The organism is Glacieibacterium sp. (genome assembly GCF_965200405.1).
In the GTDB taxonomy this organism is placed as follows: Bacteria; Pseudomonadota; Alphaproteobacteria; order Sphingomonadales; family Sphingomonadaceae; genus Glacieibacterium.
Map to the genome: position 1 here is coordinate 617,127 of NZ_OZ241356.1, position 15,223 is coordinate 632,349.

The window sequence follows — 15,223 nt, forward strand, 5'->3', positions numbered from 1 at the left end:
ACCGCTGCGTCGATCGGTTGAGGCCCATTCGGGGCCGGAAGGCTGAGACCGCTCATGCGGCCATGCTCTCCATAGCGCGGGCGGCGTCGGCCAGCTCGCGCGCGGTGACGGCAGACAGTCCGGCGGCGCGGGCGGCACGCTCGGCGGCGTCGCGCAACCGCTTGGCGGCGGAAATGCGGACCAGTACCGGCTGCGCCTCGACCAGCGCGTCGAACTCGGCCTTGGCCTCGTCGTCCCACGCTACCTGGGTCAGGATGCGCGCCGGGGTCGCGTCCGCCTTGTCCATCGCGGTCGACAGCGGCAGGATGTTGAACAGCGCGTCGAACAGCGCGTTGCAGACTTCTTGGACCAGCCAGGTCGCGCCGGCATAGCCCATGTACGGCGTCCCCGTGGCGCGGCGGATCGCGGCGCCCGGGAAGCTGGCCGGCACATAGACCGAGCGGCTGCCCAGCTCGGCCATGTACATGCGCTCGTTGTAGCTGCCGAACATCACCAGCGGCGGCGCGGTGCGCAGCGCTTCCTTGACCGCGGCATTGTCGGGCTTGACCCCGGCGGTGCGGCTGAAGGCGAAGGTGCACGGCAGCCCGAGGTCGTCCTCGAGGAACGCCCGCATCCCCCGCGCATAGGTCTCGGTGGCGACGACAGCGAAACTCGCGGTGCCGAAGAAATCCTGGGTGACCGAGCGCCACAGGTCCCACAACGGCTTGATCGTCGTGTGCTTCTCGCGCTCGATGAACGGCTCCGGGTCGAGGCCCAGCAACTCGCCCAGCTTGCGCAGGAACAGCGTCGTCGAGGTCAGCCCGATGGGTGCCTGCAGGTACGGCCGCTCCAGCGTCTCGCACAGGCCGCGACCGAACTCGCGGTACATGCAGACATTAACCTCGGCATCGGCCAGCCGCTTGACGTCCGCCAGGTGCGAGCCGAGCGGGAAGACCATGCCGACCTCGGCACCGATGCCCTCGATCAGCCGGCGGATCTCGTGCAGGTCCGAGGCCATGTTGAAGCAGCCGTACATCGGCCCGATGATATTGACCCGGGGCTTCACGCCCTCCTTGCGCGGCCGCAGCGCCGGGACCTTCTTCAGCCCGAACTGCGTCCACAGCCAGGTCAGCGCGCGGTCGCCCGCCTGCCACTGGTCCTCGTCGATGGTGCGCGGCAGGAAGCGCTGGATGTTGGTGCCCTCGGGCGTCACGCCGCCGCCGATCATCTCGGCGATGCTGCCGGTGACGACGACCGATGGCAGGTCGCGGTCGAGCGTCCCCCAGGCGCGCTTCATCGCGCCCTCGGTGCCGTGGCGGCCGAGCTCGTCCTCGCCGAGGCCGGTGACGACGATCGGCAGTTCGTGCGGCGGCAGGCCATCGGTGTAGTGGAGGACGCTGGTGACCGGCAGGTTCTCGCAGCCGACCGGGCCGTCGATGATGACCTGCAGGCCCTTGATCGCGGTGAACGCGTAGACCGCGCCCCAATAACCGCCCGCCCGGTCGTGATCGAGGATCAGCATGTGGCTGCCCCCCAAGGCGAAACGCACCCTCCCGACGCCGTCATCCCGGTGAATGCCGGGACCCATTTTCCAGCACAACCCGGTGCCGGCACGGCTGTTGGAATAGCCCGCGCTACCATGGTGGCTTCTGGAAAATGGGTCCCGGCATTCGCCGGGATGACGGGGAGAGGCAGCGTGCTCATACCCCGATCGCCTCTTCGGCCTTCGCCGTCGCGATACGCTTGGCCGCGAACTTGGCCTTGAACTCGGGCCGGTCGCGTGGCGTCTCCTCCCAGATTCCCGCGGTCGCGCCTTCGCCGACGCCCTCGAAGAACGCCCGCATCGTGTCGAAGCGCGCCTGGCTGCCCAGCGCCGCGTTGATCACGGTGGCGAGGCTGCCCGCCCCGGCAACGCCCATCAGCGGACGAGCCGAGATCAGATTGGTGAAATACAGCGCCGGGATCGCCCGCGACTTGGCGTGCTGGACCACCGGCGTCGTGCCGATCGCGAGATCGGGCTTGTAGAAATCCACCGCGGAAAGATCGTCTGCCAGGCTGGCGCGATAGGCGATCTGGACGCCCTTCGTCTCCAGCCACTCGCGGTCGGGATCGGACCAGCGGGTCCGCGGCGCGGCGGTCCCGACATAGGGCACTTCCGCGCCGCTCTCGACGAGCAGCCGGGCGACCAGCAGTTCGGAGCCCTCATAGCCCGAGACGGTGATCCGCCCCTTGATCGGCTTGCCCGCGAGTGCCGCGCCGATCATCGGCAGGAAGCGGTTCTTGGCGCCGTCGACCTGGTGCTGCGCGATCCCGCAAGCTGCGCCGATCGCATCCAGCCACGCCGCCGTGCCGTCGCGGCCGACCGGGGCCGAGCCGACGACCTTGCGCCCCGCCGCCTCGAACTCGCGGACGCTGGCGGTGTAGAATGGATGGATCGCGGCGACCGCGGCGCAGTCGAGCGCGCTGTACAGCTCGCGCCACTCGCGCGTCGGCACGTTGGGTCCGACGGCGAGGCCAAGCGGCTCGAGCATCTGGCCGATGCCGATCGGGTCGACCGGGAACATCTCACCCAGCAGCGTTATCGTCGGCTTGTCGGTGCGCGTCGCGGGGGCCGCCACCGGCCCGGCCTCGACCTCCTTGCGCGCATATGCGAGCATCGCCCCGGCCAGCACGTCCTTCGCCTCGGCATGCGTCGGGATGCCGAAGCCCGGCACGTCGATGCCGATGACGCGGACGCCGTTGATCTGGTCGGGCAGCAGTTGCAGCGGCACGCCACTGGCGGTCGGCACGCACAAATTGGTGACGACGATGGTGTCGTAGAGTTCGGGATCGGCGAGCTGGTGGACCGCGTCGCGGATGTCCTCGAACAGCTTGCCGGTGACCAGGCTCTCGGAGTTGAACGGCACATAGCCGACCGACCGCCGCGCCCCGTAGAAGTGCGAGGTGAAGGACAGGCCGTAAACGCAGCAGGCCGAGCCGCTGAGCACGGTGGCGGTGCGCCGCATCCTGAGACCCACCCGCAGCGAGCCGAACGCCGGGCACATCGACTGTGGCTGGTCGTGTGGACCACGCGGGTAATCGGCGGCGTAGCGGGCGAGGACTTCGGACTTGCCGGCAGCGGACGCCGCCTCGTGCATCGTCTGCGCGCCGCCGTGGCAACCGCCGGCACTGTCGTTCGCGGGGGTGAGAGCTTCGGAGTTCATGCTCCCGCTCCCTCCAGCGTCATCCCGGCGAAGGCCGGGACCCATTTTGCCCGCACTCGGTAATCAGGCGCGCTTTCACCACCATCGGCTTGCCAATGGGTCCCGGCCTTCGCCGGGATGACGCTGCAAGGTCCAGCGCGTTTCGATGTCGAGGCGAGCAGCCCGCTCATACCGCGTCGTAGACCACTTCGAGGCTGGGCTTTTCGACGTATGCCGCGCCGCGCATGTCGGCCTGCGTCGCCGGCTTCAGCGTCACGTTCGCGCCGGTATCCTCGGGCGAGAACAGCCCGAGCAGCCCGTCGCTGGTCAACGGCGTCGGACGCACCGGCGGTGCCTCGGCGACGTTCTCGGCCAGTGTCTCGAACAGCGATCCCCACTGGCCATCGGGCGTCCCGATGATCTGGTAGTTCGCGGACTTCTTGCGGATATCCTCGTTCGCCGGGATCGAGATCAGCACCGGGATGCCGACCGCGTCGGCGAACGCCTGCGCTTCGCCCGAGCCGTCGTCCTTATTGATCAGGATGCCGGCGACGCCGACGTTGCCGCCCATCTTGCGGAAATATTCGACCGCCTTGCAGACGTTGTTGGCGACGTACAGCGACTGCAGGTCGTTCGAGCCGACGACGATGACCTTCTGGCACATGTCGCGGGCAATCGGCAGGCCGAAGCCGCCGCAGACCACGTCGCCGAGGAAGTCGAGCAGGACGTAGTCGAAGCCCCATTCGTGGAAGCCGAGTTTCTCCAGCAGTTCGAAGCCGTGGATGATGCCGCGCCCGCCGCAGCCGCGACCGACCTCCGGGCCACCCAGCTCCATCGCGAAGACGCCGTCGCGCTGGAAGCAGACGTCCTCGATGCGGACCTCCTCGCCGGCCAGCTTCTTGCGGCTGCTGGTCTCGATGATCGTCGGGCAGGACTTGCCGCCGAACAACAGGCTGGTGGTGTCGGACTTGGGATCGCAGCCGATCAGCAGGACGCGCTTGCCCTGCTGCGCCATCATGTAGCTGAGGTTCGACAGGGCGAATGACTTGCCGCTGCCGCCCTTGCCGTAGATCGCGATGATCTGGGTTTCCTTGGTGACCTCGCCGGTGTGGACCGGATCGGGCTCGACCGAGGCTTCCATGCGCAGGAAGTCGTCCAGGGTCAGGCCGGCGATTTTGCTCTCATCGAGGCTCATGCGTGGGCCCTCCAGTCGAGGATCATCTTGAGGCACGCAGCGTCGCCGAATGCGGTGGGGTAGGCGTCGGCGCAATCGGCGGCGGCGCTGCGGTGGGTGATCAGGCCGTCGAGCGACAGGCGGCCGTCGGCGACCAGCGCGTTGACCGCGACCAGGTCGGCAGGGGCCCATTCGGCGGCGATGCGCAGGCTGGCCTCGCGCATGAAGGCGGGGGCGAAGGCGAAGCGCAGGTCGCCCTCGTAGAAGCCGCCGAGCACGATCTCGCCGCCCTTGGCCAGTCGCATCACGAGCGTGTCGAGCAGGTCGGCGGCACCGCTCATGTCGCAGATGCAGGCATAGTCGCGGCGGTCGTCGTCTTCGGCGGTGGTGACCGCGTAGCCGGTGGCGCCGCCGGCACGGGCGGGATTGCTCTCCCACACGGTCGGGGCGGCGTGCCCCAGCGCGACGGTGATGCGTGCGAGCAGCCGGCCGAGGACGCCGTGGCCGACGATCAGCTCGGGCGTGCGTCCGGCGACGAGGGCATGGTGGGCGGTGGCGGCGAGGGCGAGCAGCACCGACTGCTCGTGCAGCCCGGGGGCGATCGCATGGGCACGGGCGGCGGGAACGACCAGCCTGCGCGCCGCGCCGCCGAACAGGCCACGCGCGCCTTCGAAGCAGTTTGCACCGGGTATGAAGACGGTCTGGCCGATACGCGCCGTGTATGCGGGGGCCGCGTCGACGACCCGCCCGACCGACTCATAACCGGGGACCAGCGGGTAGCCCATGCCGGGGAAGCTCGGCATCCGGCCGGTATACAGCAGCCGTTCGGTGCCGGTGGAGATGCCACTGAAGTCGATCTCGACCGTCACCGCGTCGGTCGCCATTGCCGTCAGCGCGAGCGTCCGGAGCCCGAGCTTCCCGGGTGCCTCCATGACGACTGCTGAAGTGTCCATCTGCGACCTCGACCTATACGACTGTCAGGTTTAATTGACGGCCTACGGTGTCAGTCTAGGTTGACGCTTTAAGTTGTCAACCGGGCTGGACAGGCTTTTTTGAGGTAATGATCTGGGCAGCCAGCGGCAGTGGGGTGCCGATATGTCGGGGCTTTTCAAAGCCTGCCTCGGCCAGCAGCGCCATGATCTCGCCCGGCGTACGAGCCCGACCTTGGCCCATCGCGAGCAGGTAGAAACCGAAATAGACGTCGCCGACGCTCGAAGGATCGTCGCTCGCCATCGGCTCTGCGATCAGCAGCGTGCCGCCCGGCGGCAGGGCCGCGTGGATGTTGCGCAACAGGCTCAGCGCCGGGCCGTCGTCATGGTCGTGCAGGATGCGGACCAGCGTGATCAGGTCGAAACCGCGCGGCAGAGTGTCCTCGAAAAAGCTGCCGCCATGGGTCTGGACGCGCTCCAGCCCCGCCGCATCGAGGATCGGACGGGCGCGCTCCGCCACCGCAGGCAGGTCGAACACCGCAAGGTCGAGCCATGGGGCCGCCGCTGCGACCGCCCGCACGAAGCGCCCCTCGCCGCCACCGACATCGAGCAGCCGCCGATGCTGGTGCAGCGGATAGGCCGCCGTCACCTGCTCCGCCACCATCGGCTGCGACGCCGCCATCAGTTCCGAATAACCCGCGACTTCACCGGGACTTACCGCCCCCTCCCGCCTCGCATAGCTCCAATAGCCAGCCAGCGCCCCGCCGCCCCCGCCCCGCCTCAGCAAAGCCACCGGATCCGCCATGTCCGCATAGAAATGCCGGTGGTGCCTGACCATCGCCCCCACCCCCGGATTACCCAACAATGCCGCACCCTTAGCCCCCAGTGTGTAGGATTTCCCAACCCCCTCCACCAACCCCAGCGCCGCCGCTCCCCTCAGCAACCGCCGCATCGACTCGACCGGAATTTTATTTTCCCCCGCCAACTCCTCCACACTCACCATATTCGTCACGAGCCGCTCGCAAATTCCCAGTTCGATCACCGCCACCAAAATTTGCGACGCCACGAATCCCGCCACCAGGTCGAACAGTTCCTGCGCCTCCGCCCGCGCCTTCCCCCGGGTCAACCAGAACCCCGCCGCCCAGCGCTGGAACCAAGGATCACCCAGCCGGCGATTCCGAAATTCGATCCAGCGCATCCGAAATTTGCTCATGCCCCATGATGCCGCGGGATTGTTGCCGCGTCACCGCTCTGCAATGCTGGCTCATGCCTCAACCCCGAGTCATCGTCATCGGCGCCGGCATCGGCGGCCTCACCGCCGCCGCCCTGCTCGCCGCTCAAGGCTGCGCCGTCACCGTCCTCGAACGCGCCGCCACTCCCGGCGGAAAACTCCGCCAGGTAGACGTCGGCGGCGCCTTGATCGACGCCGGCCCGACCGTTTTCACAATGCGCTGGGTCTTCGACGAGATCTTCGAAACCTGCGGCTTCGCGCTGGACGATTATCTCACCCTGACCAAAGCCGACATCCTCGCCCGCCACGCATGGAGCGCCACCGAACGCCTCGACCTTTTCGCCGACGAAGCTGCTAGCGCCGATGCCATAGGAATTTTCGCCGGCGCATCCGAGGCACGCGGGTTCTTAGCCTTCATGACGGAGGCGCGACGCATGCTATCGACCTTGGACGAGCCATTCCTGCGCCGCGCAGCGACGGGCCCCCTCGGGCTCACAACTCGGATCGGAATCCGGCGCATCTCCGATCTGATCGCGATCCATCCGTACGCCCGACTTTGGGACCGGCTAGGCGTTCACTTCAAGGATGATCGGTTACGTCAATTATTCGGACGTTACGCAACCTATTCCGGTTCGTCCCCATTCGCGTCACCTGCAACACTCAGTTTGATTGCCGCAGTGGAGGCCGCAGGTGTCTGGCTGATTGATGAGGGAATGTACGCGCTCGCTCGGGCGCTGGAAGATATCGGGAGCGCATTGTCAATAACGTTTCGATACTGCACCGCGGTTCAAGCTATTGCACCAGAAAAGGTATCGCTAGTCTCGGGCGAATTCCTGGAAGCCGATGTGATCGTATTCAATGGCGACCCACAGGCTCTCGCTTCACGCTTGCTCGGCGAGTCAGTAGCGCAAGCCGTGCCGAGATTAGCAAGTGCAACACGGTCGCTGTCGGCTTTGGTCTGGACACTTCTCACGCCCGCCACAGACCTTCCCCTGGTGCGTCACAATGTCCTTTTTTCGCGCGATTATAAGCGCGAGTTCGACGAACTTGCGGTGGGCAAGCTGCCATCGGAACCGAGCGTTTACATCTGTGCTCAGGACCGAAGCGCAAGCCACACGGCGAGTTTTGCTGATGCCGAACGACTGCAGATCATTGTCAACGCCCCAGCCTTGGGCGACGTTGGACATCCGACGCAAGGAGAGATCGAGTCATGTTCAGACGCGACTTTCGCACAGCTCGCACGCTGCGGCCTGACGCTGGACCGGAGCGCGGGAACGCTGGCGACCCCATCGACCTTTGCATCAATGTTCCCGGGAACAGGAGGAGCCCTGTACGGCGCGGCGACGCATGGTTCGCAGGCAGCGTTTCGGCGGCCGGGGGCGAGGACCAAAGTCCGCGGTCTGTATCTGGCGGGGGGAGCGACGCATCCGGGCGCCGGAGTGCCGATGGCAGCGTTGTCGGGAATCCAGGCGGCAGCGGCGGTGCTTGCGGACTGGCGCGGGGAATAGGCAGCCATGGTCCCCGCTTCGATACCCTGGTCGATGCTCAGGGTTATGCCTGGTGGTACGTCGATGCGCTGAGCGATGATCGGCGGAATGGGCTGACCATTATTGCGTTCATCGGGAGTGTTTTCTCGCCTTATTATTGGTGGGAGGGGCGGCACGATCCGCTCGATCATGTGGCGATGAATGTTGCGTTTTATGGGCCGGGGGGAAATCGCTGGGCGATGACCGAGCGGGGGCGGCGCGATCTTTGGCGTGATGAATATGGACTGCAAATCGGTCCGAGCCGGATGAGCTGGGAAAATGATGCGCTGGTGGTGGAATTTGACGAAATTGGAGCCCCAATTCCTCGGCGCTTGAGAGGTAAGGCACGGATAATCCCCGAGAATTTGAACGTCGAGGCGTTTCAGCTGGACGCGCGGGGCAGCCATGTCTGGCAGCCGGTGGCGCCGCGGGCTCGGGTCGAGGTCGAGTTGGCCGAGCCGGCGCTGAGCTGGAGCGGCACCGGCTATATCGACGCGAACACCGGCCGGGAATCGCTGGAGGCGGGGTTCGCCGAATGGCAGTGGTCGCGAGCCCATCTGTCGAAGGATACCGTGGTGTTCTACGAGGGCGTGCGGTGCGACGGGTCGGCGTTCGACCTGGCGCTGGGGTTCGATGCCAGCGGCACGGCGCGGCGGGTCGAGGCACCGCCGCGGGTGATGTTGCCGCGCACCGGGTGGCGCGTGCCGCGATCGACGCGGGCCGAGGACGGGCAGGCGACGGTGCTGAAGACCTGGGAGGATTCGCCCTTTTATGCGCGGTCGACGCTGGCGACGCGAATGTTCGGCGAATCGGCGCTGGCGGTGCACGAGAGCCTGTCGCTGAACCGGTTCCGCCACCCGCTGGTCAAGGCGATGCTGCCGTTCCGGATGCCGCGGCGCGGATGAGCGGGGCGAGTTCGCCTGGGTCCTGCTCGTGCATCAGATGGCCGAGCCCGGGCAGCAGCCGGAGATCGGCGCCGGGGATCAGCGCGGCGACCTGGCGCGAGACGGTGGGCGGCACGGCGGTGTCGCCGGCGGCGGCGATCAGGGTCAGGGCGGCGGTGCGGGGATAGCGCGGCAGGTCGCGGCGCAGCGTCTCGAGATCCCAGTTCGCCATCATGCCGAGTGTCCCGGCGACATGGCCGGAGCGGGCGAATAGTCGCGAATACAGCGCAATACCGCGCGCATCGATGGTGCCGCCGGTGCCTTTGATGACGCGTTCGACGGCGCCGGGCTGGCGCGCCTGCAGGCTGAGGATGCGCGGCACCAGCGGGTTGACGAACAGCAGCCGCGCGATGCCGGGGAACAGCCGCGCGGCGATGCCGGGGAAAGGCAGCAGCGCGCCATTGAGGCTGACCAGCGGCACCGGCGGCACCAGCCCGTCGAGGACCATGCGCAGCGCGATCCCGGCCCCCGCCGAATGACCGACGATGGCATCCGGCACCAGCCCAAGCTCCGCAAGCAATGCCGCGATGCCGCGCGCCATGCCCGGCATGGTCAGCCCGGCGGCGGCAGGCGTCGCGGTGAAGCCGTGCCCCGGCAGGTCGGGCGCGACGACGGTGAAGTCCTGCGCCAGCAGCGGCAGCAGGTCGCGCCAGCTATGCGTCGCCGCCCCCGCGCCGTGGAGCAGCAGCAGCACCGGCCCGGCCCCGGCGACCTGGACATGCCAGCGCATCCCGCCCGCCGTGCCGAAGCGGCTGGACTCGCGATTGGGCCAGTCGCGCCCGTCCACCGACCAGTCGGGCTTGCTCATGCGGCGCGGATCGCCTGCGCGACGGCCCCGGCGTCGAGGCGCGGCAAAGCGAGATAGCGCGCCCCCATCACGGCGGCGAAAGCGCGAGTCTCGGCGCGCGGCCGGGGCGCCGTATCGATCAGCAGCACCGCTATCCCCGCCGCCGCCAGCGCCCGCGCCGCACCATCGGCATCCGCCGTCGCCTGCGCCCGCCCGGCCGCCGGATCGCGCGCAACATTGCCGCGCCCGTCGGTGAGCAGCACGACCCGCGGCGTCCGCCCGCGCGCCCGCACAGCCAGCGCCAGCGCCAGCCCGGCATCGAGGCCCGCGGCCAAGGGCGTGCCCCCTCCCCCCGCCAGTTCCGCCAGCACGTTGCGCGCCCGGGTCAGCGACCGCGTCGGCGGCAGCGCCAGCACCGCCCCGGTGCCGCGAAAGGCGATCAGCGCGACCTGGGTGCGCTCGACATAGGCCTGGCCGAGCAGCAGTTCGACGGCACCCTTGGCCTCCGCCAGCCGCGCCACCGCCGCCGAGCCCGAGGCATCGACCAGCACCACCACCGTCGTCTCGGCACGCGTCTCGAAGCGCCTGACCCGCAGATCGTCACGGCGGATGACGATGGCGCTGGAGCCCGGCGCGCGCCGCACCCGCTGCCAGATCGCCGCCGCGTTCAGGGTCGCCGCGAGCGCCAGCCGGCGCCCGTTTCCCGGCACGCCGGGCAGCACCCCGACCGGACGGCCACGCCGCCACGAGGCACGACGCTCGCCGGAGCCGCGCCCGCCTTCACTGCCGCCGCGCTGGCGTCGCGTCCGCCCTCCGGCTGCCTTGAGCAGATTGGCCGGGATCGCGGCGCGGGCGGCGGCCAGCACGATCTCGGTCAGCGCATCGGCACCGGGGGCGCGATCCTCGTCGCTATCGCCGGCGTTATCGGCGTTGTTTTCGCGTGGCTTGGGCGCATCGCCGTCCGCCTCCATTTCGGGCAGTCGGGTCGCGCGTATCGCCAGCACCAGCCGCGCCGCCACCGCGACATCCGCCTCGCCGATGGCATCGCGCCCGGCCAGCGCCGCCGCCGCGCGCGCCGCCCGCAGCGCGAGCACGCCCGCCCGAGCCGAGGCGACGCCGAGGACCATCGCGGTCTCGCACAGCGCCTCCAGTACCGCGGTCGAGGGTGGCGCAATGCCGCCGAGCCGCGCCCGCGCCGCCGCGATCGCGTCCATCAGCCCGGCCGGATCGAAGCCGCTATCCAGATCGTCCGCCGCCTCGACCGCGAAGGCCAGTCGCTCGCCCAGCCCCTCGGCGATCCGCGCGTCGTCGCCGACGCCCTCGTCGAGCAGCAACAGCCCGAAGCGCGCCGCCGTCGCCAGGGTCGCGCCGTCGCGCTCGATGCGGACGGTGCCGGTGTCGAGGGCTGCCGCCAACTGCCCGGCGATGCGATCGTCTAGGCGCTCGGCCATCGGGACGATGACGACGCCGCCGTCCGCCTCCGCCAGCAAGCCGCCCCGCGCCACCGCGCGCCCGGCCGCCAGCGTCGCCGCGATGTCGAGCCCGCCGATCAGCCGCGCGTCGTCGATGCCGGGGGGCAGGCGGCGGGGTGGTGTGGGCAGGCAGGCCGCAAGATGCTCCAGCCAGCGCTCGCGGGCGAGGTCGGCGGGGCCGCGCAGGACGACGCCGCCGAGGCCGATGGGGTCGATCGCGAACAAGGCAAGGACGGAGGGGGTCACCGCGCCGGCTCCGGCTCAGCGACTTCCTGCTCCCTCCCCCCCCGAGAGCGAAGCGAACGGAGAGTGGGGAGGGCCGGGGTGGGGGTTCTGTGGGACCGAATATAGAGCGCAAGAGCCCCCACCCCGGCCCTCCCCACTCTCCGCTGCGCGGGGGGGGAGGGTGCAGGAAGAAAGGACCCGCTTTTCTTCTCCCTCCACCCCCGCGAAGCGGAGAGTGGGGAGGGCTGGGGTGGGGGTAGCGCAGCGCGACGTGCGTGCGGGTCGGAAGGAGCAGGAGAGGGACAGACGCCCCTCACCCGCCGATCACTTCCTCGACGGCGCGGGCGATGCGGGAGGTGGAGCCGGTTTCGTCGAGGACGTTGCGGCGGAGGCGGTGGCGCAGGGCCATCGGGGCGACGCGGGCAATGTGCACCGGGGCGACGGTGCCGACCGCCTCCAGCGCCGCCAGTGCCCGACCGGCGCGCATCAGGGTCAGCTCCCCGCGCAGGCCGTCGGCGCCGACGGCCATGCACAGGCGCGAGGCCAGTTCGAGCACGGCGTCCGGCACGACGATACCGCTGAGCCCGGCCTTGGCGCGGGCGATCCGTTTCAGGACCTTGGCGTCGGCCTTGTGCCAGTGCGCGGCGAACTCGGCGGGGGTTCGTTCGAAGGCGTCGCAGCGCTTGAGGATCTCGACACGCTCGGCGAGCACGCCGGGCGTGCGGACCTCGACCGACAGGCCGAAGCGATCGAGGAGCTGCGGGCGCAGCTCGCCCTCCTCCGGGTTGCCGCTGCCGACCAGCACGAAACGCGCCGGGTGGCGGACCGACAGCCCCTCGCGCTCGACGACGTTCTCGCCCGAGGCGGCGACGTCGAGCAGCAGGTCGACGAGGTGATCGTCGAGGAGGTTGACCTCGTCGATGTACAGGAAGCCGCGGTGGGCGCGCGCGAGGAGCCCGGGTTCGAAGCGCTTTTCGCCGCGGGTCAGCGCCGCCTCCAGGTCCATCGCGCCGACGACTCGGTCCTCGGTGGCACCGAGCGGCAGGTCGATGAACGGCACCGCGCCGGTGACCGCCTTGCCGGTCGCGGCGACCGGATCGCAGGCATAGCGGCCGCGGTCGTCGGGGTCGGCATTGAAGCCGCTGCCCGCGACCAGCCGGATCGGCGGCAGCAGCGCGGCGAGCGCGCGAACGGCGGTCGACTTGCCGGTGCCGCGGTCGCCGAACACCATGACGCCGCCGATGCGCGCGTCGACGGCGGCGATCAGCAGCGCCGATTTCATCTCGTCCTGGCCGACGATCGCGGAAAATGGGAACGGTGCGGACATGCAGCGATTGTGTAAACACGGTGCAGCCGCGGGACAATCGGGACGATGCAGACAGCAATCTATGTGGCCGGCGGCGTCGCCATCGCGCTGGGCGCGATCGGCGGCGCATCGACGCCGCTGACACCCTGGTATCGCGGGCTGAAAAAGCCGTCGTGGCAGCCGCCGGAGTGGCTGTTCGGCCCGGCGTGGACCGCGATCCTGGCGTGCGGCGCGACGGCGGCGGTGCTGGCGTGGAATGCCGGCGACAGCGCCTCGCGGACCGCCGAGATCATCGCCTTCGCGGTCAACGCGGTGTACTTCCTGGCGTGGAGCCCGTTGTTCTTCATGCTGCGCCGGCCGGATTGGGCGCTGGTCGAGGTGATTTTCCTATGGGCCTCGGTGGTCGCGCTGATCGTCGTGGTGGCGCCGTTGTCGACGCTGGGCTGCTGGCTGCTGGTGCCGTATTTGGCGTGGGTGAGCTTTGCGACCGTGCTCAACCGCGCGATCGTGCTGCGTAACGCGCCGTTCGCCGGCCGCAGCGAGGCGGTGGCGGACCCGCGCTAGGACGACCGCCGAGGCAAGGCCGCGACGACGTACGACCGTTGCCCGCTGGCGCCGATCTTAATCTCGTGTTTACATTCCCCCGGGCAAGCGAGGGGGAATCATGGCGGCGCCGCGATCCGGGACGGGCGAGACGGTGCCGTGCGTACCATTCGCGTTCAGCGTCGGCGTCACCGGGCATCGCTGGCTCGGCGACCATGAGCCGGCGCTGCGAACCGCGTTGACGGCGGTGCTCGGCGAGCTTCGCGCTGCGGTCAATCGCGTCCACGCCGCCGACCCGGGTGCCTTCGCCCCGCAGGCGCCGGTGCTACGGCTGGTCAGCCCGCTGGCGGCGGGCGCCGACCAGCTTGCGGCCGAGGCGGCGCTCGACCTCGGCTATGAGCTCCACGCCGTGCTGCCGTTCGGGCGGGAAATCTATGCGGAGGACTTCACCGAGGCCGCGGTGCTCGACCGTTTCCATGCGCTTGCCGCACGTGCGACGCGGACGCTGGAACTGCCATGCCTGCGCGACGAGGAACGGTCGGGCTATGCGCTGGCCGGGCGCGCCACGACGGCGCACAGCGACGTGCTGGTCGGCGTCTGGGACGGACTGCCGGCGCGCGGGCCGGGCGGCACCGCCGAGGTCATCGACCATGCCGTACGCCGCGGCGTGCCGGTCATCCACCTGCCCGTCGATGGTGGGCGCCCGGCGACGCTGTTGTGGAGCGCGCACGATCCGCACCTGACGCACGGGCGGGCGGGCGAGGTCGCGGGGCAGCCGCTCGACGCGGCGGCGTTCGACCGGCTGGTGCGCTGGCTGGTCGCGCCGCCCGCCGATCCGGGCCAGCGGGCTTGTCTCGCCGCATTCCTGGCGGAGGCGCAGCGCCGGGCGCGGCCGCGCTTCGAATATCCGCTGCTGCAGGCGCTGGCGGGGACGCGGCGGCTGCACCGCACGACCTTCTGGGTGCCGCCGTTCGCCGATGCGGTGCGCGCCGACTGGCAGGCGTTTCGCGACGGTGCCGAGCCGCTGACCGGGGGCCAGCCGCTGCCGCTCGACCTGGTCGAGAACGCCTATGCGTGGAGCGACGGGCTGGCGGCGCATTTCGCGCAAAGCTATCGCAGTGGGCATGTCTTCAACTTCGCGTTCGGCGCGATCGCGGTGCTGCTCGGCCTGTCGGGGCTGTTGATGGCGCAGCTGAAACTGTGGCTGGCGTTCGCCGAACTGGCGGCGATCATCGCGCTGGTGCTCAACACGCGGGTCGGGACGGCGCGGAACTGGCACCGGCGCTGGCTCGATTATCGCCAGCTGGCGGAGCGGCTGCGGCCGATGCGCAGCCTGGCGCTGGTCGGTGCGGCACAGCCCGACCGGGTGATCTCGCGCGGGGCGCCGAACTGGGTCGACTGGTATGCGGCGCGGATCTGGCGCAGCACCGGGATGCCGTCGATCCGGCTGACCACCAGGGTCGCCGAGGTGGCGGAACTGGTGGTGGCGCAGGAGATCAGGCCGCAGATCGCCTATCACCGGAGCAGCGCCGCCTCGGTCCGCCGGCTCGACCACCGGCTGCACCAGGCCGGTACCATCCTGTTCGTCGCGTCGTGCCTGAGCTGCCTGGCGTTCATCGTGTCGTACCTGCTGGCGCACGAGTGGACGGCGGCGCATGCCGGGGCGTTCGTCGCGCTGTCGGCCGGGCTGCCGGCGATCGGCACGGCGTTCTTCGGCATCCGGGTCCAGGGCGACTTTGCCAGCACCGCGGCGCGCTCGCAGATCACCGCGGACCATCTGGAGGCGGTGGCGGACTGGCTGGAGGCGGGGGGCGTGACCTTCCAGCGCGCCGCCGACGGGATCGAGGCGGCGGCGCGGGTGATGTTCGGCGACCTCGGCGAATGGCGGACGTCGCATCAGCAGCGCCAGCTCGAGGTCGGCTGAG

General features: G+C 69.7%; 12 protein-coding genes. 4 read left to right on the top strand and 8 right to left on the bottom strand.

Annotated elements, in window-relative coordinates:
* Positions 1–52: 52 nt before the first annotated feature.
* From bchZ to ACOFKW_RS02805, 5 genes are all read right to left on the bottom strand, one after another.
* Positions 53–1,501 carry a chlorophyllide a reductase subunit Z gene (gene bchZ / locus ACOFKW_RS02785; protein WP_419816853.1) on the bottom strand — a complete coding sequence of 483 codons (1,449 nt, stop codon included), beginning with the start codon at positions 1,499–1,501 and terminating at the stop codon, positions 53–55.
* A 178-nt stretch (positions 1,502–1,679) separates the two neighbouring features.
* Positions 1,680–3,182, bottom strand: coding sequence for a chlorophyllide a reductase subunit Y (gene bchY, locus ACOFKW_RS02790; RefSeq protein WP_419815834.1), 1,503 nt, complete (start codon positions 3,180–3,182; stop codon positions 1,680–1,682).
* 166 nt (positions 3,183–3,348) lie between these two features.
* A complete protein-coding gene (locus tag ACOFKW_RS02795) occupies positions 3,349–4,356 on the bottom strand; it encodes a chlorophyllide a reductase iron protein subunit X (RefSeq protein WP_419815835.1) in 1,008 nt (335 codons plus the stop codon).
* On the bottom strand, positions 4,353–5,288 hold the full coding sequence (bchC, locus tag ACOFKW_RS02800) for a chlorophyll synthesis pathway protein BchC (protein ID WP_419815836.1): 936 nt from the start codon (positions 5,286–5,288) through the stop codon (positions 4,353–4,355). The genes ACOFKW_RS02795 and bchC overlap by 4 nt, the downstream gene beginning before the upstream one ends.
* 76 nt (positions 5,289–5,364) lie before the next feature.
* Entirely contained in the window at positions 5,365–6,477 is a 1,113-nt protein-coding gene (locus ACOFKW_RS02805) for a methyltransferase (protein WP_419815837.1), read from the bottom strand.
* Between the two features lie 5 nt (positions 6,478–6,482).
* Here ACOFKW_RS02805 and crtD point away from each other — a divergent pair, with 5 nt between their 5' ends.
* The gene (gene crtD / locus ACOFKW_RS02810; protein WP_419815838.1) at positions 6,483–8,003 is read left to right on the top strand and encodes a 1-hydroxycarotenoid 3,4-desaturase CrtD; all 1,521 of its coding nucleotides are present in this window, start codon (positions 6,483–6,485) and stop codon (positions 8,001–8,003) included.
* A 350-nt stretch (positions 8,004–8,353) separates the two neighbouring features.
* Complete coding sequence (locus ACOFKW_RS02815) at positions 8,354–8,926, top strand: hypothetical protein (RefSeq protein ID WP_419815839.1); 573 nt, start codon at positions 8,354–8,356, stop codon at positions 8,924–8,926.
* Here ACOFKW_RS02815 and bchO read toward each other — a convergent pair.
* The 3 genes from bchO to bchI all read right to left on the bottom strand — a co-directional run bounded on the left by bchO (position 8,886) and on the right by bchI (position 12,776).
* Positions 8,886–9,773 carry an alpha/beta fold hydrolase BchO gene (gene bchO, locus ACOFKW_RS02820; RefSeq protein WP_419815840.1) on the bottom strand — a complete coding sequence of 296 codons (888 nt, stop codon included), beginning with the start codon at positions 9,771–9,773 and terminating at the stop codon, positions 8,886–8,888. The two genes, ACOFKW_RS02815 and bchO, sit on opposite strands and share 41 nt — an antisense overlap.
* A complete protein-coding gene (locus ACOFKW_RS02825; protein ID WP_419815841.1) occupies positions 9,770–11,470 on the bottom strand; it encodes a magnesium chelatase subunit D in 1,701 nt (566 codons plus the stop codon). The genes bchO and ACOFKW_RS02825 overlap by 4 nt, the downstream gene beginning before the upstream one ends.
* Positions 11,471–11,762: 292 nt before the next feature.
* A complete protein-coding gene (gene bchI, locus ACOFKW_RS02830; protein ID WP_419815842.1) occupies positions 11,763–12,776 on the bottom strand; it encodes a magnesium chelatase ATPase subunit I in 1,014 nt (337 codons plus the stop codon).
* 45 nt (positions 12,777–12,821) lie between these two features.
* Here bchI and ACOFKW_RS02835 point away from each other — a divergent pair, with 45 nt between their 5' ends.
* Together ACOFKW_RS02835 and ACOFKW_RS02840 are read left to right on the top strand one after the other, a co-directional pair.
* Positions 12,822–13,319 (top strand): TspO/MBR family protein, encoded by a 498-nt coding sequence (locus ACOFKW_RS02835; RefSeq protein WP_419815843.1) that lies wholly within the window; start codon positions 12,822–12,824, stop codon positions 13,317–13,319.
* Between the two features lie 100 nt (positions 13,320–13,419).
* On the top strand, positions 13,420–15,222 hold the full coding sequence (locus tag ACOFKW_RS02840; protein WP_419815844.1) for a hypothetical protein: 1,803 nt from the start codon (positions 13,420–13,422) through the stop codon (positions 15,220–15,222).
* The last annotated feature ends 1 nt before the right edge of the window (position 15,223 follow it).